A 19,436-nucleotide genomic window follows, 5' to 3' on the forward strand; every position below is an offset into this window, starting at 1 on the left:
CTCAATGACGAGTACGCAGCAGGCTGCTGAAGAAAAAGAAATAATAGATGCCCACTATCAAACCAGCGTACAGGCTGTTAATGCCCCAGCGTTGCAATGCATAGCTGACTGCCTCTTTCAAATGCTGGGCGAAAGAAAACGGTAGCCTTAGCAATGGATAGAACAAGAGCAAAGCCAGCCACCTGACGTCAGGAATGAATAGGAGAAAAAGCGCCAATAAACCCAGTGCCAGGCGATAGCCCGTCATGAGAAAATTGTGACGCGGGCTGAGAGGATATTGGCGAAAACCCATGACATGCATGGAGAACGTGAACTTTTGCTTTTTGACTTTAGGCATGCCAAACAAAATCAAGGACAAAATTCCATGCGCCAGCAAAAGGCCAAAGTCCACCAGCAAGGCCAGGCCCAATTCTGCCCTTATAAAAAATTGCGCGACAGGCGTAACGAGCATGGCCCAGGCCAGGATGCGATTGAACCTGACCCAGTTAGCCCTGGTCAGCCAAGTGGAATGAGTGGAGCTGGATGTAGTTGAGTTCATGATTTTTCTGCTGCGCTTGATTGCTTATGGCTTTATAGGGTTGGCAGGTATGAAAACTGCCTATCCTCTCATTCGCAAGCCGCGTGCCAGCCAGCAGATTTCATAAGCCTTTGTTTTTTAAAGGAATTTACTTTACACCGCAGCAAAACTGTAAACTTGCTATATAGTTGACCGATATTTACTATCAAGATTATTGACAGCTCATTTACAGCTACCTGCCATGAACGCCTACGGACTGTATTTTTTCTCGCTCGCCTTGCAGGGCGCCATCAGCCCCTTGCTGGCTATCTGGCTGTGGGTAAAGGCAGGACAACAGCCGGGCATGAAGGCGCTGGCGCTGTTTTGCGTGAGCATAGGCCTGTGGGCAACAGGCCAACTGGCCATCAATCTCGGTGATGCCAGGATCAGTGAACTGGGCAAGATACTGGTTAATACCGGCCCTGTGAATGCCGTGTTTTTTCTGCACTTTGTATTGCGCTTTTTGGGTCGTTTGCGGCCTGCACATATCATTGCCTGGTATGCAGCAGCGTTCATACTGATGCTGGGCATTGCCATCTTTGATATGGGCAGCCTCTTGCCCTGGCTGGAGTTCCAGCGTTATTACGTGTTTCCAGCCTGGGGCTGGATACCAGGCATCTTTGTCAGTGGCTTGAGTACCTGGGCTTATTTACTCTTGTTGATGGCATGGCCCGCCGCCGCCCCCAAGAAGCGTGGGCAAATCCTGGCGGTTTGCCTGGCCGGGGTCTGGGGCTCAGCCTCTACCCTGATGTTCTTGAATGCCTCGTTTGGCATCGCCATCTTCCCGTATAGCGTTATTCTGTTGCCTTTTTACGCAGTCTTGCTGGTACTCGGCATTTTGCGCTATGACATGATGGCGGTGAACCTGTGGGCCAACCGTTTCCTGGCCTGGCTGGCACTGAGTGTGCTGACCGTCGCCATTGCCGGTCTGGTGCTGAGCCTGGTAGCGCAAACCGGCTTTAGCCCACTGGCAGCCTTGCCGCTGTGGCAGTTATGGCTACTGGGTACAGGCATGCTGCTCATCATGCTGATACTGGAAAGACCGATGCGCAGCTTTATGGAGAAACTGATCTTCCCCGGCGCGCATCTGGAGGCCGCAGTCCTGAGCAACTGGCGCTTGCAACTGGAAGCGGCAGCTAGCTGGCAAGAACTGGAGGCGGTCGCCTCTGCATTATTGGAAAACCATCTGCGCCAGCCCATGCCTGTCCTGCTAGTCCGTGATGGCGAACCCGGCAGCACTGCTGAGCAAAGCTGTGTCATCTGTTACCGGCAACAAGCACAGGTCAAGCATGCAGAATGGCATTACGAATTGCGTCACTGGGAAGGCGCGACCCCCAGTGTGCAAAGAGTAGGCGCAGTATTCGGTGCACTGCTGGCAGCAGCCGCCGGACGGCTGGATCAATTACTGCGTTATGCGGACCAGGAAAAGCAGCGTCTGCAACAGGCGCATCTGACGGAACTGGGTGGGCTGGCTGCCACCGTCGCCCATGAATTGCGCAACCCCCTGAACATTATCAGCATGGCTGCCATCTCTTGCCCGGCAGAAGTGCGCAACGACATACGCGAGCAGATAGAAAGAGCCGATCACCTGATACAGGATTTGCTCAGTTATTCCGGTGAGGTGCGCCTGAATTGTCAGCCTGTCGATATGGCAGAACTGATTGATAACATCATCGCGCAACTACGCCCTACTGCCATGGCGAATGGCGTACAAATCACCAGCGACATCGAAGAAAATTTACATGGATATATAGACCGTATGCGCACTGAGCAAATTCTGAACAACCTGCTCAATAATGCACTGGCGATGTTGCGCGGCAGGCCAGATGCGCGCATCCATATCGAAGCAACGACAGACAAGCAAATGCTGAGGCTGCGCATTTGCGACAACGGCCCCGGCATACCGACAGAACAAAAAACCGATTTGTTCCAGGCTTTCAAGAGCCGTCGCCCTGGTGGTACAGGTCTGGGTCTGGCGATAGTGCGCAGGCTGGTGGAGGCCCATGGCGGTCGCGTTGCCCTGGTCAGTCACCTGAACTGGAATTGCTGCTTCGAACTTTATCTCCCCACATCACCATGACACCATGAGCATGCAAACTATTTTACTGGTCGATGATGAACCAGCCTTTCAACGCCTGTGCGGCAACTGGCTGGCCAGCCTCGGTTATATCGTCAAGGTCGCGGCCACGGCAGAACAGGTACATGCCTTGCTGGCGGAGAACAGCTTTGATCTGGTCTTGCTGGACCTGGCCTTGCCACCTAGTTTCACACCCGATGAAGGCCTGGCGTTATTGCCAGCATTCTCACCTGTACCCGTGGTCGTCATGACTGGTCATGCAGACCGTGAACTGGCGCTGCGTGCCATCAGCCTGGGTGCCTGGGATTTTTTACCCAAGCCACTCGATCCAGACATCTTGCGCGTCGTGGTAGACCGCGCCCTCAACAAAAGCCGTCTGGAACGTGAGCTGGAAGTATGGCGCGCCCGTGCCCTGCCGGACGACAATAGCATGGGCCTGATAGGCAGCAGTGCCGAGCTGGCAGAACTGCGTTCCTTGATACGTCGTATTGCCCCTACTGATGTTCCAGTCATGATTACCGGCCCCAGCGGTACAGGCAAGGAGCTGGTGGCACGCGCCCTGCATGCCCAGGGCAAGCGCGCAGGCAAAGCATTTATTGCCGTGCATTGCGGTGCCATACCTGCAGAATTATTCGAGAGTGAATTATTTGGTCATTGCAAAGGCAGCTTTACAGGGGCAGACCGTGACCGCAAAGGGCTGATCGCTGCAGCTGATGGCGGCACGTTATTCCTTGATGAAGTAGGTGAAATGCCCTTACCCATGCAAGTCAAGCTGCTGCGCTTCTTGCAGTCTGGCAGTTTCTTTCCCATAGGAGCGCGCGCAGAGTTGCGTGTCGATGTGCGCATAGTCGCGGCGACGAACCGTGATCTGGCCGTCATGGTCGAAGAAAAAAGTTTCAGGGATGATTTGTATTACCGTCTCAAAGGCATACAGATGCGCACACTGGCACTGGCAGACAGGGCAGAGGATATTGCCCTGATAGCCCAGGCGATAGCAGCCAGATCAAGGCCGCCAAAACGCCTGACGGCTGCAGCGCAGGAGTGGCTGGTATCCCACGCCTGGCCCGGCAATGTCAGGGAATTGCAGCATTGCCTGCAAACTGCGATGGCACTGGCGGGGGAGATGAATGAGATCGTGGTGGATGACCTGGCACTGGCTTGTGGTGAAGTTGCGAACGAGACGCCTGTAGTAGATTATGGTTTGCTCGAAGAACAAGTGGCTGCACTGGAAAAACGTCTCATCGTCGGTGCATTGAATGACAACCAGCATAACCATACGCATGCAGCAAAACAACTGGGTATTTCACGGGTAGGTTTGCTCAATAAGATGCGCAGATATGGTTTGCGTGAGTAAGCAACCCACATCCATCCTGTAGGAGCGGCTTCAGCCGCGAATCTCTGATCCAGAAAAAATGGCAATCACGGCACATCCTTCGCGGCTGAAGCCGCTCCTACGAAATTCACATACCTGGCTTCCCCGGTACTAATGTGCAGCGGCAAACAAGCGACTTAAATCCAGCACGGGTATGTTTTGCCCCTGTTGTTCAAAACAGGAAATCGCCATATCTTCCCAGCCTGTTTCATCAAGGCTACTGGCCTGACTATCATCGACCAGCACACGCACAGGTGGTGCTGCCAGGTGGATAGCCCCCAGGCCTGCGCTATTACTGACCACATCATGAAACGCTACCAGCGCCAGGATATTGCCAGTGCAAGCCTGGCCACCCAGACGCACAGGCAATTGCATGACCGGCACGGCACGTTTTTGCCAGAAAATCACTTCGCGCATATGGGCAGGTGCCAGTGGCACTTCAAAGCTGTCCTGGGCATCCATGATTTGTATCAGTTCACGCTGGCCTATGGCGACTTGCCTGCCATCACCTACATCGAGCAACCACGCATTTGCACTGGTCATGTCAGGCTCTCCTAATGAGCAGTATGAGTGGAAGTAACTTGTGCAAAGGCACCGTACTGCAATAAATGCCGTGCATCGCTAAGACAGGCCAGGCCATCTTCAAATGGCATGATGGCTTGTACTGGCGTATGGCCAGCGCGCATGGCAACAGGTAAGGCATAGTCAGTACCTGCTTGTTGGTTCAGTACCCGCACATCATCACAGAGCAAACCCAAAAAGCCCTTGCCGGTAGCCAGCATGACGCAGGCACGGCGGCTTGCAGGCATGGCAGCCAGCGCCTGTAGCTCACCATCCAGACTCAACACTGGCCAGCTTTGCCCAAGATAGGTAATGCGCCCTATGGCGGGTGCGATATCGTCCTGACTCTGCAAATCCACCACCGATTCCACTGCGCAGACATCGCCCTGTGGCAGCATGAGCTGCAAGGCATCGATGCACAGCAACAGGCGGTTGCGTATTTCTGTCCTCATCCCCGGCATCATCGCGCCCATGATCACACTCCTGTCAAACGGTTGATATGCTGCAGCAAGGCATCTTCGCTGAAAGGTTTGACGAGGTAGGCATCCACCCCGGCGGCATCACCCTGCTGCCTGTGTTTTTGCGTAGAACGTGAAGTGATCATGATGATGGGAATGCGTTTGTCCAGCTTGCGGGCGCGTACATGGCTGGTTAGTTCCAGACCATTCATGCGTGGCATTTCCATGTCCACCAAAATCACATCGGGTGTCACATCGTCGAGGATGGCAACGGCATCCAGGCCATCAATCGCAGTGCGCACTTCATAACCAGCATCGCGCATGATTTGTGCCGTAGCGCGACGGGCCGACAAAGAATCATCGACCACCAGAGCGGTGCGCACCTGCGCAGCCTGGTGATCTGCCTGTGCAGGCAAGCCAGTATAGGCTTCGCCCACATTGATATACTGCGGTGTCGATGCGCGCAATAATTCCGGCAAATCGATGACAGGTGCGACGCTACCATCACCCAGGATGACCGCACCTATGGTGCCCTGGATTCTTGGTACATAGCGACCAAATTTCTTGACCACGACTTCACGGCCATCAACCAGTTCCTGCACTTGTATTGCACAGGTGGCCCCGGTATCGGTACTGACCAGCAAGACCGGATAACCATAGCTACGGGTTTCCTTACGCTGGTCCGGCATACCCAGCAAGCTATCGAGCTTCAGCAATTTATGGACTGCATCACCAAAACGATAAACCGGCTGGTCTGCCAGCATATCGATTTGTGCATCAGTGATGTAATGGATATCGATGATGCGGCGGCTGGAGATGGCCATCATATGACCACTGACACGCGCCATCAGGGTATGTTCGGACAAGAGACTGGCAGGCAGGCGCAGTTCCACCACCAGGCCCTGGCCTGCGACTGAGCGCAGGTTCAGCGAACCTTTCATTTCCAGTATGCGTGCATGTACCATATCCATGCCTATGCCACGACCAGAAGTCTGGGTACTGCTTTCGCGGGTGGAAAAACCTGGCACCAGGATGAGCCTGGCCAGTTCTTCTTCTGACAAAATGCGCTCAGCGCTGATCATCTTGCGTTTCAAGGCGGTGCGACGGATGGCGGCATAATCAAGACCTGCGCCATCGTCCTTGCAACGCACGACGATGGAATTGCCTTCGCGGGCGAAACTCAATTCTATCAGCCCATCTGCAGATTTTTGCAAGCCCAGTCTATGTGCTGCGCTTTCTATGCCATGATCAATCGCATTCCGTAAAATATGCATGAGAGGATCGGTCAAATCATTAAGCATATTGCTATCGATATTGGTATTGGCACCGAGTATGTTCAGATTGACCTGTTTGTCGAGTAGACGGCAAGTCTGGCGTACACTGCGCTGCAGGCGCGAGACTATGGTCGTTACCGGCACCAGCCGCGTCCGTATCACGGCATGCTGGTTTTCCATTTGCAGACGGCGCTGGACTTCCAGCAATTCTGCCAGACCATGCAATTGCTCATCGATGTGGTTGGACATCTCGAAAGCATCGGTGCGTGCTTCCACCAATTGCGCGGTGATGGTGTGCAACTCGCTGTAACGTTCAAATTCAAGTGGATCGAAGTCACCATCGGTAGTGCTGATGCTGGCTTTTTTCTGTGGGCTGCTCATGCCACGTACATCGACCAGGGTTTCCAGGTCGGCGATGAGTTTCTGGAACAGGATGTCTTGCTTTTGTATGGCCTTGGATTGTTTTTGTGTCTGCTTTAATTGTTCCTGGATTTGTGCATTTGAAATGACATTTTCACCTGCCAGGCGCAGCAATTCGTCAACCACTTTTGCTGGTACACGCAGCATGGGTTCAGCCGCATGTGAGCCTGGCTCTACCAGATCAAGTACTGCGCCAGTAGCCAATGTTGCTGACGCAGTTGCAATTGCCTGACTGGCAGAGGCAATCTCAGGGCGTGCAACAAACTCACCACTATGCATGTACCTGACATAGTCACAGACTTGCTGCAAGACTTGTTGTGATTGCGCTGGTGCCACACCGCCGTCGACCACCGCCTCGCTCATGGCTTCCAGGCAATCACCTGCTTCGGTCAATAATTCTGCCAGGGTCTGGTCTGGCAGGCTTGCTTTATCACTGAGGGCAATCAGCAAATCTTCCAGATGATGGGTCAGATTGGCGATGCCCGCGATACCCACGGTATTGGCGGCACCTTTAAGGGTATGCGCTGCCCGTTTGGCTTGTTCCACATCTTGCATACTGCCAGTGCCGCTGGAAAATTTTTCTATGGCGCTGGTAAAATTACCTACCTGTATAGGCAGTTCCTGCAAGAGGCCATCGAATAATTCGGTGTTCAAATCATCCGGCAATTGTATGGAAACATCATCTTCTGTAATTGCCACTTCTGCGTCTTCCTCACCATGATTGTCATTGATGAGCTCGATATTGATCAGTTCAGAAAACAGGGATGCATGCTCTTCCGCCAGCGCAGTGGCCGCCCATGCCCCATCCATCAGCAAGGCCAGCAATTCCAGCGCTGGCACTTCTTCTGTTGGTGTATGCAGATAGGCTATCAGCCTGGCTGGCAATTCGCCCAGCAGATTGGCTTGCTGACTACTCAGAGCGACTGTCTGTGCGCTTACCAGATCAGCCAAGACCGATAAGAACTTATGCAGGGCCGTCAGCCCTATGGATTCAGAAGTCGTCGCTATACGCAACAAGGCTTCAACATAATTTTGCAGGGCCAGGCTGCGCTGCCCCTGGTCCTCACCTGCGGCAATGACAGCCGCCAGGTCTTCTGCCAGCATTTCCGCCATTAGGCTGAATTCCCGGGCGAACAAATCCAGCATATCGCTGCTGATTTCTTGCGCGGATGGGCTGTGTTCAGTTTCGTCGATGTGTTGAAGTTCAGTATAAGTTGCTTCGGCTACAGTATCGCTGACGTTGTCAATTTCCTTGTCAGTTTCGTTGTCAGCCTCCGTGACAAGCTCTGTTGCAGTTTCTGTCTCTGCACTATTCCATGCAGGATCATAGATAACATCCAGCAAGCTCGCCACCAGCTCAGGATTATCGGCATCAGCAATACTATCCATCAGCATCAGGGGAAAGCGCTGCAAGATGCCCAGCTCTGTCTCGCTCAATGCCTGAGTAGCTTCAGACCTGAGTGTGACGACATCGGCAAAAGCATGGCAGGCATCTGCTACTGCATGCATGGACAATTGCTCGGCACAGGTAGAAAAGGCCTGTAATTGCGCAGCATAGCATTGCAGGGTAGCAGCATCAGTTTCACCACCTTGTCCAAAATGCTCATCTGCGGCCAGGGTCATGACCAGAGCATCCAGAGCATCATGCAGGTCAGCAGACAAATTCTGTTCTGCTGCCTGTGGCTGCTCAGCAGGCTGGGCAGCTTCGACAAAGGCCGGGGCGGCTGCGGGCACCAGAAATAATGGGGGAGCGTCTTCGACTTCTTCTACCGGTGTCAGTGGATCGCTGTTCAGCAATTGCCGTAATTCACCGGAGTCAACATGGCTCAGGGGCAAGGGCCAGCTGGCAGTCGATAAATGATCTATCAGGGTTTCTATATTTTTATTGCCATGATTCAGGGCATGGCTGGCCAGCAGGTCTGGCCATTCGCTGAGCAGATAATATTCTGCTTCACTGAGACGGCGGTTCTGGTTATGCAGGCTGATGAGGTTGCGTTCTATCAGTGCACATACCCAGTGCAGGCCAGGCATGTCGGCAGCGCTGGCTGCTGCGCGTATGCGACGCAATTGCTCTATATAGCCGGCCAGGGCACGGGTAACTACCGCAACATCCGTTGAATGTGTGGCATCGGTTTCCAGGGCATTGAATACCTCATCCAGGGCACCGAGGACGACATGGCTGAAATCTGTAGCATGGTTTTCTAGCTGTTCCATACTGCCTCAGATGGGTAAGTTGTGAGGTGAAAAGCCTGCGCATTTTTGCGCAGGCTTGAGCCGGTTGGCGATCAAGCAGCCAGTTTGAACACGCGCACAGTGGACAAGAGCATCCTGGCGTACTCCACCAGGTTGGTGGTTTGCGCTGATTGTTCATCGAGTTGCAAACTGGTTTCCTGATTGGTTTTCTTGATCTGTATCGCTCTGTCCAGTAACTCCTGGCTGGCCTTGGCCTGACCATGGGATTTGATGGCAATTTGCTGTACAGACTCAACCAGCTCAGACGTGGCATTCTGCGTTGCCTGCATTTGCAGACCGGCCTGCTCTGCCAGACGGCTACCTTCTACCACCTGGGCGATTGCCGAGTTCATGGTGTTGACCGTATCTGAGGTTTCCAGCTGGATGTTATTGACCAGGCCAGAAATTTGCAGCGTCGCCTGGCGCGCATTTTCTGCCAGCCTTTGCACCTCATCAGCAACCACCGCAAAACCACGGCCGGCTTCACCGGCTGAGGCTGCATGCATACTCGCATTCAGCGCCAGGATGTGGGTACGTTCAGCAATCGCATTAATCAGACCGACCACGCCGGAAATTTCTTGTGAACGTTCACCCAGGCGTTTAATCCGTTTTTCTGTTTCACGTATGATGTCGCGGGTACTATTAATACCACCCACGGTGCTGTTAACCGTATCCATCGCCAGTTGGGTTGAGCGTATCGCATTGTCAGCAGCGCGGTTGCAGGTTTGTGCCAGGTCAGCAATATTGCGCATTTCTTCAGATGCCGTGGACAGTGACAAAGTCGTATGTTCCACTTCCAGCCTTTCTTCTGCTGCCGCTGCCATCACATTATCAGACTGGGCTTTTACCTTCAGCGTAGCCTCGGTCACGTCGGCAGAAATATTACTTACATCCCGCAGCACTTTGGCAGTTTCGCTGGTCAGCATGTTCAAGGCATCGGATACCGCACCTGTCACATCGGCAGATACCGGCACTTTCACAGTCAGATCTCTGCTCGCCAGTTGCGCCACCGCCTGCAACAGGACCAAGACAGATTCATTGAGTTTTTCATTTTCATCTTCGATGGATTTACGGCTGGCTTCACGTTCATCCACCATCTTGTCGAACTGGCGTGAGAGTTTGCCGATTTCATCCGGTTGATTACTGCGCGCCCTGACTGTGGCATCGCCCTGTGTCAATTTCTGCATAACACCGATCAGATGCGATACTGGTTTGGTGATACTGCGCGTCATCCAGTAAGCAACACCGGCTGCCAGCAAGATGGACAAAGCTGCCACCAGCGCCAAAATGTTTTTGGCATTGAGGTAAGTGCTATCGGCGGCGGCACCATCCTTGTTCACCAGCTTGGTTTGATAGTCAATCAGACTGTCCATGGAGGTGAACCATTTTTCCTGGTCGGCTTGCAGATTACCCAAGAGCCAGTTGGTAGCTTCGGTTTTTTTACCTTCCGTCGCCAGGCGCAGGAATTCCCTTTGTGAAGCACCGTATTTATTACGTGCCTCGGTAGCTATCTGGAAGATGCCTTTTTCTTCGTCACTGACGATCAGTTTTTCAAAACCGGCGATGTTTTCATCCTGGTTCTGTCTGCGTGACAAAATCAATTGCTGTTCTTTTTCAATTGCTGACTGTTCGTTCAGGAGCAGCATATTACGCATGGAACGCGCATTGGCATTGACATTACCCAGCATCTTGTAAGCCAGCACCACCTTAGGATAGCTACCATCCACAATACGATGGGTACCATCATTGATGCTCTTCAGGTTGGACATCGCCAGCCAGGCCGTTACCGCCAACAGCAGCAACACCGCTGTAAATCCCAGACTGAGCCGGATACCAATATTCGGAGTACGTAATTTCATTTTGCTCTCCACAAGAAAAACATCAACAATGACTGCCTGGTCAAATCAACAGTAGGGGATCAACCGATTCCAGCTTTATGCTTTACGTGCTGCGGCTGAGTTTTTCAAAAAAACTTTCATGATTGAAGTCCAGCCAGACCTTGTCATCCTTGACAAAGGCACCTGGTACATGAGCTTCCAGTGTTGCCGGCAGTTGCGGCATTTGAGTGATGTTGCGCAATTCCGTCAGCGGTTGCGGATAACTGTCTATCAGCATGCCGACGGCATTTTCTGCCTTGTCCAAAATCAGAAATAATTTGGAGGAGGTGACTTCTGACCTGCGACCGCTGAGTACCAGGCCCAGATCAAAAATGGGCACCAGATTGCCACGTAAATTAATCAGGCCCAGTAAGTAGGCTGCAGCACCAGGCAGTGGTGCAACGGCTTGTGGCCGTATCACTTCACTGCCAACCTCAGCCTTGATCAGCAAGTTCATTGATCCCACACGATAGCCATAACGCTTTCTTTCGACTAGCGGTGCCACATCGCTCCACAGCAAGTCAGCGGGTGGGTTGAAGCGCTCCAAAGCAGCACTGGGAGGCAGCCATTCCCTGGTCTCCCCGGCATTGCTGGACGTGGACTGATGCATGACAGCTCCCTGGCTTGGGGTGGATGAATGGAAGATCAGACTGACATTTTGAGTTGGTCAATAATCTGGTCAGCGGTATAAGGTTTGGCGACATAACCTTTGGCACCTTGCAGCTGGCCCCAGATCTTGTCGGCTTTTTGCGATTTGCTGCTGACAAAGACGATAGGGATACCCTTGGTGGCAGGATCCTGACTCAGGTTGCGACAAGCTTCATAGCCATCCATCTCAGGCATGACGATGTCGAGAAAAATGATGGAGGGTTTTTCTGCCTTGGCTTTTTCCAGTGAATCCTTGCCGCTCGACGCTGTCACCACCATATAACCGGCATCGCTCAATATGGCTTTGATATTGGCCAGTTCAGTAGTGGAATCGTCAACGACAAGTGCTTTTTTCATGCTCATGATGTGCTCCCGGATGTGTAGGCTAGGCACCCTGATCCCCAGGGCAAAGGTAAGTATGCATGCTCCCGATAAATCAACTACCCATGACCAGGTCGTGACTCTTATCCATGGTGAAAATAGCCTCACCTGCAGTCAGGGTCTTTTCCACCACGGCGCGAAATTTCAGATGTTCTACGGGTTTGGTCAGATAACTGCTGCAACCGGATAAAGAACCACGTATGCGATCGAAGGGTGAAGACTTGCTGGTCAACATGACGACAGGTGTACGCTTGGTTTGCGGTTGGCGACGGATGATCTTGCAGATTTCATAGCCATCAGCACCAGGCATGACGATGTCGAGAAAGATGATGTCGTAGTTTTTCTTCTCCAGCATCTGCAAAGCCTGCTCACCGGTTTCAGCACAATCCGAAGCAATTTTCATGGAACGTAATTCCAGGTCTATCTTGATTCTGGCGGTAGGGCTGTCATCGACAATCAGCGCGCGATATCCAGTCTGTAATACTGAGGCAGGTGGCGCTTTTTGCAGCAAAGGCTGTACGACTGCAGTTTTGTCTGTCACAACCCTGCCAGCGGCAGATGTAAGCTGAGCAGCAGAAGATGTCGCAGGCAAGAGCTTGGCCAGTTCATCCGCAACCTGATCAAGCAAAGCCAGCATCTTGGTAGGAACCAGAGGGTGCAGCAAATGGTATTTACCTGGCTTGGCCTGCACTGCATTGGAGATGAATACCGTCGCTGGTTCAGGAATATTCCGCGCCTCTATCAATTCCTGCAAAGCGGCCCTGGCCTGGGCATTGTCCGGGTCAAGTATGACGATATCAGGATCAACGGCCTGGCTGGCATCGAACAAGGCATAAGAATGCTTGCGTCCACTCACCATGGTCAGACTGAGTACGCTGCGCACCAGACGCAATTCATAATCAGATAAACCAAAAACGCCAATCAGGATTTTTTTTGCAGCGCCGGGAAGCGCGGTGGAATTGCTGTTCATGAGCGACCTACCTCTTGACGAAAAACCGCTTATGCGGATTACGGTACCTGGCTGCCCTGCTTAATGTCTCCTACAAAATCCAGCTAGCCCTTTACGTCACATTTCCAGCGACACATGGTCATCTTGGGTCATCTTGATTTTTGTATCAACCTTTGAGCGAGGGCCCTATAGTTTTGCGTCCCATACTTTCATATGGTTTGCCTTTAAACACTACCGACACTTCCCCTGTAATGCTGACAGCATGTCAGGGAGAGAACATCAGCAACAGCGCCTCATGCGAAGCACCGTTACCCCAATGTAGTTCAAGAAATTGCAGGCTACAAGGAAAAAGTTAACATTTTTTTGCGTTTGATTTTTCTTTATCAAAGACACAAAATTAACGCGGCTGACAGATTTTTGCGTATTTGCCTAGCACTTCAGACATGCCCGACTCTATGCATTCCACCACCACGGCATGGCCTATGGAAACTTCCAGGATGCCAGGGATACTCAGGAATTTTTGCAGATTATCCAGGTTCAGATCATGCCCGGCATTAACACCCAGGCCAGCATCCTGGGCGCGCTTGGCAGCCGCCACAAAGCCCTGGAAAATGTCTTCCCCATGCGCCGTACCAAAGTGCTCGGCATAGGGTTCGGTATATAGCTCAACCCGGTCAGCACCCAGCTCTTTGGCAAGATGCATGTCCATATTGTCATAGTCGATAAACAAGCTGCTGCGTATGCCCAGGGCTTTGAGTTCGGCCAGTACCGGGCGCAAGAAATCAGCATCCTTGCGCAAGTCCCAGCCATGATCCGAGGTCAGCTGGTCAGGTGCATCCGGCACCAGGGTACATTGCGCTGGACGATTGCGTTTAACCACTTCCATGAAATCTGGTGCAGGGTAACCCTCCACATTCAATTCCACACTGCGTGACTGGCAAAGCGCACCTAGTGTTTCCACGTCGCTATAACGCGCATGCCTTTGGTCTTGTCTTGGATGCAAGGTAATACCACGCGCCCCCAGGTCCAGGCAGCGGGCGGCAAAGGCTTGCACATCAGGGTAATTGCGGCCACGTGAGTTGCGCAGCAGGGCGATTTTGTTGATATTGATGGAGAGTACGCTCATGTTCTTCAATGTGTCCTGTCAAAATAATATCAAGCTCTTAGAAGCTGATTAGCTTACAAGGCCAGTTTTATCCATGGATAGATAGGGTCCATCATGAGCGTCATGCTGCATACGCGCAAGTAACACAGCCCCTGTATTTCTTGCTTTATCTGTTATTACTTTGCGGTTTTCAGTGACTTTGCCAGAAAAGCTTCCAATTCCTTGAAGAACAACATCCTGTGTTCATACATGCTTAAATAATGATCGCCATTTTCCAGGCGAATAAAACGGTGCGGTGTTCCAGCCTCGGTCAGTGCAGCGTCCATCATGACACTTTGTTCTACACTGACACTACGGTCTTGCATGCCGTGAACAAGGAGGACTGGTGCCTTGATCGTTTTCGCCAGAAAGCGTGGCGACGTGGACTTTAACCTGGCCTTCTCTTCGTCAAGCGAGCCTACCTGCTTCTCAAACAAGGCTTTTCCGTTTTGATATTGTGACTTGTCCAGGCCCATCTCGAATAAATCGGAAACCCCGGCAAAACTGACGGCGCATTGATATAGCTCCGGTGTTTTCGCCACGCCCATCAAGGCAGCGTAGCCGCCATAACTGGCGCCGACGATGCAGATACGTGCAGGGTCTGCCGTGCCCTGCGCTATCATCCAGCGTGTTGCATCGCTAAGGTCATCCTGCATCTCTTGCCCCCAGCGTTTCAAGCCAGAAGCCATGAGCTTGCTGCCATAGCCGGTGGAGCCACGGAAATTGACCTGTAACACCGCATAGCCACGGTTGGCCAGGAATTGCGTCCAGATATCAAAGCTTGCATCATCATGACCTTGAGGTCCACCATGCACCAGCAATACCGTAGGTAAATTCCTGGCCACGGCAACTTGTGGCAAACTCAGGTAGGCAGGTAATTTCAAACCATCATGTGATTTGATCGTCACCATTTTTTTACTGACCATGGATGCAGCTGGCAGAGCAGGATAATTTTGCGCAAATAATTCCAGCGTGTTAGCAGCATCATCGCCCAGATAAAACTGTCCCGGTGTCTGATGATTGCTGGAATGGACAACATAGCGGTTTTCATCGGCACTCATGCTGACGAGTTGATTAATACGATTGGGTATCGCATCGTCTATGAATTTCGCCAGTTCGCGACGGTTTTGTTCCCAATAATTGATTTCTGCCTTGCCTTCGAAACTTGTGCCAAGCAAGCCAATTGCCTCGCCCGTCTTGTTTGAATAGACCAATTGGCCATTCATGTCGAGTTGCGCATTGGCCAGCACCAATTCCGGCTTTGCTTCAGCTAATCCCAGGTCTACAGTAAACAATGCCTGACGACCCTGATGATTACTCAATATATACAATTGATTAGGGTTCTTGCCAAAACCCAGGGGTGTCACAGCCTCGGCACTCAGGGCTTGATAAGACCAGCGCTTGCGCCAGTTACGGCCATCTGGATCACATACATGGATTTCTATATCTGTCTTGTCCTGATAAATACCCAGCCTGACCCTGTGCTGGCGATCTGTCATCCAGCTATGAAAATGCTGACGTGCAGATTGCACCAGGCTGCGCGATGCAGTCTCCAGATCGAGGGAATAAACGCCAGGATCTATACTTCTTTCCTGATCAGCCAGCATGATCAGTACATGCTTGCCATCATCAGGCGAAAAATCGATCACCCTGTCCTGGAACTGCGGCAAATAAGGCCCACGCACACTATTTGGCTTGACCAGGTTAACCACACTCTTGCCATCAATACTGACAGCCAGCAAGCGCGTCTCCAGTACATCGACACCGCCGGTATAGCCATTCACTATGCGTCGTTCCGGGAACAATGTGCTCACCAGTAATTTGTCATTGCTGACCCAATGAACCCACTTGAAATTGAATTTTTTATTATCTGTGGACAGCAAGGGTTTGGACTGATCCCATGCCTGGCCCAGGGTATTGACAACGATACTGCTAGTACCTTGCTGATTGACCAGCATGGCGACTTTTTTACCATCTGGTGACAGGCTCAGGTTTTGTACTGCAGGCAAGGCAGCAAATGCTTCTACAGGTAATTCTGTAGCAGCCTGGCTGATGGCAGAATTTGTCAGGAAAAGAACCGTCAGTAATGCGCAATAAAAACGTGACTTCATGTGCTACACCTTTGTAGTTAGTTGCTTGCCCTGCTGTGCCCTGGCCTATATTTCTATCGCGACCATATTCTCTGCACAACAAAATTCCGCTATTCTATTATGAAAAAAATACGGAATTAATTTAAGTGCAAATAAAAAAAGCGTTCCCTTCAAGGAAACGCTTTTTGAACATCAGGCACTTACAGCTTGCCAGCCACCATGCTTACTGCTGGAAAGCCAATAACTGCGCCCCTTCAGTCACCTGATCACCAATCGCATACAAAACTTCATCAATGACACCGTCATGCGGTGCAGAAATCGTATGCTCCATCTTCATGGCTTCCATGATCAGCAGGGCATCGCCCTTCTTCACTTCCTGCGCCTTGTTGACGAGCACGGCAACGATCTTGCCGGGCATAGGTGCTGTCAGGCGACCAGTTTCAGCCTCGGCTTCACCGGCATGTGCCAGTGCATCTATGTAATGCAGGGCTGTATGTTTGCCTTGGCTGAAGACATGGAAATGTTCACCATCGCGCACTACCGTGGCAGCCACGGTCTGGTCTGCGATCTTGATGACGATATCATTTTCATGCGCCAGTGCCAGTTTGACTTGCGCTGTCGCTGTACCGGCCTGTACTTGCCAGCCATCTGCCAGGTAAGTCACTTGCACTTCATGCGTCTGTTCTTCTTCTGTGAATTGCAGGCTGCGTTGCATCAGGCTGTTCATACGCCAGCCGTGGCTGGATTGCCATGGGTCGCTGTTACTACCCTTTATGGATTTTTCTGAATTCAACAATGCGACGACGGCCAGTGCCAGCGTATTCAGGGTGGCGGCTACCGGTGTCGGGAACAGTTCTGCCTGATTGCGTTCTATCAGGCCAGTATCCAGATCAGCGCCTGAAAAAGCTGTGCTCGTGACCAGGCGTGACAGAAAGGCGATATTGCTGTTCAAACCGACGATCTGGTATTGTGCCAGTGCTTGCGCCATACGGGCCAGTGCTTCTTTCCTGTCCTTGCCCCAGACTATCATCTTGGCGATCATAGGGTCATAGAAAGGCGAAATCGTATCGCCTTCACGCACGCCGCTGTCGATACGGAAAGCCGCCGGATCAGTCGCGCCACCGAGTTCAAAATTCACCGCAACAGGGGTGCGTGCATGACGCAGAGTACCTATCGATGGCAGGAAACCTTTTTCCGGATTTTCTGCATACACGCGTGCTTCAATCGCGTGACCATGGATCTGTAATTCATTTTGTTGCAGTGGCAGTTTTTCACCGGCAGCAACACGCAATTGCCATTCCACCAGATCAGTACCGGTGATCATTTCTGTCACCGGATGTTCAACCTGCAGACGGGTATTCATTTCCATGAAATAGAAAGAACCATCCTGGTTGGCGATGAATTCCACCGTACCGGCGCCAACATAGCCAACTGCTTTTGCAGCGGCCACGGCAGCATCACCCATGGCCGCACGGCGTTCTGCCGTCATGCCTGGTGCTGGTGCTTCTTCCAGTACTTTTTGATGGCGGCGCTGTACCGAGCAATCGCGCTCAAACAGGTAAACGCAATTACCGTGGGTATCAGCAAACACCTGGATTTCTATATGACGTGGTCTTTGCAGATATTTTTCTGCCAGCACTTTGTCGTCGCCAAAAGAATTGATAGCTTCGCGCTTACAGGATGCCAGTGCATCTTTGAAGTCAGCCGATTTTTCGATAACGCGCATACCCTTGCCACCACCACCGGCACTGGCTTTCAGCAAGACCGGGTAACCGATACGGTCAGCCTCGGCATGCAAAAAATCAGCATCCTGGTTATCGCCATGGTAGCCCGGCACCAGCGGCACATTGGCTTTTTCCATCAAGGATTTCGCGGCGGATTTGCTGCCCATGGCTTCAATTGCCGAGGCTGGCGGGCCTATGAAGGCAATACCATTCTTGGCACAAGCTTCGGCAAATTCACTGTTTTCTGACAGGAAACCATAGCCAGGATGTATCGCCTGCGCGCCAGTCGCCAATGCGACTTGTATGATCTTGTCGGCACGCAGATAACTCTCTTTGGCGGCAGCAGGGCCTATCAATACTGCCTCATCACAAACCGCGACATGCTTGGCATTGGCATCGGCTTCGGAATACACAGCGACAGTCTTGATGCCCATGCGGCGTGCGGTAGCAGCAACACGGCAAGCAATTTCGCCACGGTTGGCGATAAGGATTTTGGTAAACATGTCTCTAACCTTTTGGGTGGATGTATCTACGATAATTAATTGCGATTATTAGTCATCAGAAAAAGGCTCTTCCTTCGCTTTGCCTTCCTCTGTGTCTCCATTTTCTCTGTGTGCTCTGTGCTGAAGATTTATGGTTTTAATCAACCACAACTACCAGCTTTCGCTTCGACCTTGCCACGCGTCTTCAAGCCCAGTTTGTCGAGCAGTACACGGTCATCCTGCGCTTCAGGATTAGCCGTAGTCAGCAATTTATCACCGTAAAAAATCGAATTCGCGCCAGCCAGGAAACACATGGCCTGGACAGCCTCACCCATCTGGCGGCGACCAGCAGAAAGGCGCACACGCGCCTTGGGCATGGTGATGCGGGCAACAGCTATCGTGCGCACAAATTCCAGCGGATCAAGCGGGTCCAGGCCATGCAAAGGCGTGCCTTCTACCTGCACCAGGTGATTGACAGGTACGGATTCTGGATAGGGATTCAAGTTCGCCAATTGTGCGATCAGACCAGCGCGCTGGCGGCGTGATTCACCCATGCCGACGATACCACCGCAACAGACTTTGAGGCCAGCGCTGCGTACATGACCCAGCGTATCGAGCCTGTCCTGGTAATCGCGAGTGGAAATCACATTGCTGTAAAACTCAGGTGCAGTATCGAGATTATGGTTATAGTAATCCAGGCCCGCATCTTTCAAACGCTGTGCCTGTTCTTCCTTGAGCATGCCCAGAGTCGCGCAAGTTTCCAGACCCATGGCCTTGACTTCGCGCACCATGGTTTCTACTTTTTCCATGTCACGGTCTTTAGGTGAGCGCCATGCTGCTCCCATGCAAAAACGGGTTGCACCGTTTTCGCGGGCAGCTTTGGCAGCGTCCAATACTTCGCGTACATCCAGTAATTTTTTGGCTTCTACACCAGTGTCGTAACGTGCCGCCTGCGGGCAATAGCCGCAGTCTTCTTCGCAGCCACCAGTCTTGATGGACAAGAGTGTCGCCAGCTCTACATCACCATCAGGGAAGTTGGCGCGGTGTGCAGTTTGCGCCCTGAACATCAAGTCATTAAAGGGCAAATCAAACAGGGCCAGTACTTCATCCACGGGCCAGGTTTCGGCTTCTATCTTCTTGACCGGTGGCTGGAATTGCATGGCTTGCAAAGTCGTATCAGTAGCTTGCATC

The 19,436-nt window shown here is 52.1% G+C and carries 14 protein-coding genes and 1 riboswitch; of the genes, 2 read left to right on the forward strand and 12 right to left on the reverse strand.

The genetic code is table 11. The annotated features are described in order from the left end of the window. Position 1 precedes the first annotated feature (1 nt). Positions 2-538 (reverse strand): hypothetical protein, encoded by a 537-nt coding sequence (locus ACO0LF_RS24700; RefSeq protein ID WP_423018877.1) that lies wholly within the window; start codon positions 536-538, stop codon positions 2-4. A gap of 220 nt (positions 539-758) precedes the next feature. Here ACO0LF_RS24700 and ACO0LF_RS24705 point away from each other — a divergent pair, with 220 nt between their 5' ends. Continuing rightward, positions 759-2,636, forward strand: coding sequence for an ATP-binding protein (locus ACO0LF_RS24705; protein ID WP_423018879.1), 1,878 nt, complete (start codon positions 759-761; stop codon positions 2,634-2,636). 10 nt (positions 2,637-2,646) lie between these two features. Further along, complete coding sequence (locus ACO0LF_RS24710; RefSeq protein ID WP_423018881.1) at positions 2,647-3,987, forward strand: sigma-54-dependent transcriptional regulator; 1,341 nt, start codon at positions 2,647-2,649, stop codon at positions 3,985-3,987. A 129-nt stretch (positions 3,988-4,116) separates the two neighbouring features. Here ACO0LF_RS24710 and ACO0LF_RS24715 read toward each other — a convergent pair whose 3' ends face one another. From ACO0LF_RS24715 to bioB, 11 genes are all read right to left on the reverse strand, one after another. Then, positions 4,117-4,548: a chemotaxis protein CheW gene (locus tag ACO0LF_RS24715; RefSeq protein ID WP_423018883.1), complete on the reverse strand. Its 432-nt coding sequence runs from the start codon at positions 4,546-4,548 to the stop codon at positions 4,117-4,119. Positions 4,549-4,559: 11 nt separating this feature from the next. Further along, positions 4,560-5,039 carry a hypothetical protein gene (locus ACO0LF_RS24720; RefSeq protein ID WP_423018885.1) on the reverse strand — a complete coding sequence of 160 codons (480 nt, stop codon included), beginning with the start codon at positions 5,037-5,039 and terminating at the stop codon, positions 4,560-4,562. Positions 5,040-5,041: 2 nt separating this feature from the next. Further along, positions 5,042-8,932, reverse strand: coding sequence for a hybrid sensor histidine kinase/response regulator (locus tag ACO0LF_RS24725; RefSeq protein WP_423018887.1), 3,891 nt, complete (start codon positions 8,930-8,932; stop codon positions 5,042-5,044). Positions 8,933-9,003: 71 nt separating this feature from the next. Beyond that, the gene (locus ACO0LF_RS24730) at positions 9,004-10,809 is read right to left on the reverse strand and encodes a methyl-accepting chemotaxis protein (protein ID WP_423018889.1); all 1,806 of its coding nucleotides are present in this window, start codon (positions 10,807-10,809) and stop codon (positions 9,004-9,006) included. A gap of 82 nt (positions 10,810-10,891) precedes the next feature. Next, on the reverse strand, positions 10,892-11,437 hold the full coding sequence (locus ACO0LF_RS24735; RefSeq protein ID WP_423018891.1) for a chemotaxis protein CheW: 546 nt from the start codon (positions 11,435-11,437) through the stop codon (positions 10,892-10,894). 35 nt (positions 11,438-11,472) lie between these two features. Beyond that, on the reverse strand, positions 11,473-11,838 hold the full coding sequence (locus tag ACO0LF_RS24740; RefSeq protein WP_423006651.1) for a response regulator: 366 nt from the start codon (positions 11,836-11,838) through the stop codon (positions 11,473-11,475). A 73-nt stretch (positions 11,839-11,911) separates the two neighbouring features. Then, on the reverse strand, positions 11,912-12,826 hold the full coding sequence (locus ACO0LF_RS24745) for a response regulator (protein WP_423018893.1): 915 nt from the start codon (positions 12,824-12,826) through the stop codon (positions 11,912-11,914). Between the two features lie 141 nt (positions 12,827-12,967). Then, positions 12,968-13,038: riboswitch (cyclic di-GMP riboswitch) on the reverse strand. 164 nt (positions 13,039-13,202) lie between these two features. Continuing rightward, positions 13,203-13,931, reverse strand: a complete 729-nt coding sequence (locus tag ACO0LF_RS24750) for a pyridoxine 5'-phosphate synthase (RefSeq protein WP_423018895.1) — start codon at positions 13,929-13,931, stop codon at positions 13,203-13,205. Positions 13,932-14,086: 155 nt separating this feature from the next. Continuing rightward, positions 14,087-16,060, reverse strand: coding sequence for an alpha/beta hydrolase family protein (locus tag ACO0LF_RS24755; RefSeq protein ID WP_423018897.1), 1,974 nt, complete (start codon positions 16,058-16,060; stop codon positions 14,087-14,089). Between the two features lie 202 nt (positions 16,061-16,262). Continuing rightward, positions 16,263-18,266: an acetyl/propionyl/methylcrotonyl-CoA carboxylase subunit alpha gene (locus ACO0LF_RS24760; RefSeq protein WP_423018899.1), complete on the reverse strand. Its 2,004-nt coding sequence runs from the start codon at positions 18,264-18,266 to the stop codon at positions 16,263-16,265. Positions 18,267-18,406: 140 nt separating this feature from the next. Further along, entirely contained in the window at positions 18,407-19,435 is a 1,029-nt protein-coding gene (bioB, locus tag ACO0LF_RS24765) for a biotin synthase BioB (RefSeq protein WP_370868662.1), read from the reverse strand. Position 19,436 lies beyond the last annotated feature (1 nt).

This window comes from Undibacterium sp. Di27W (assembly GCF_049340345.1).
Lineage (GTDB): Bacteria > Pseudomonadota > Gammaproteobacteria > Burkholderiales > Burkholderiaceae_D > Undibacterium.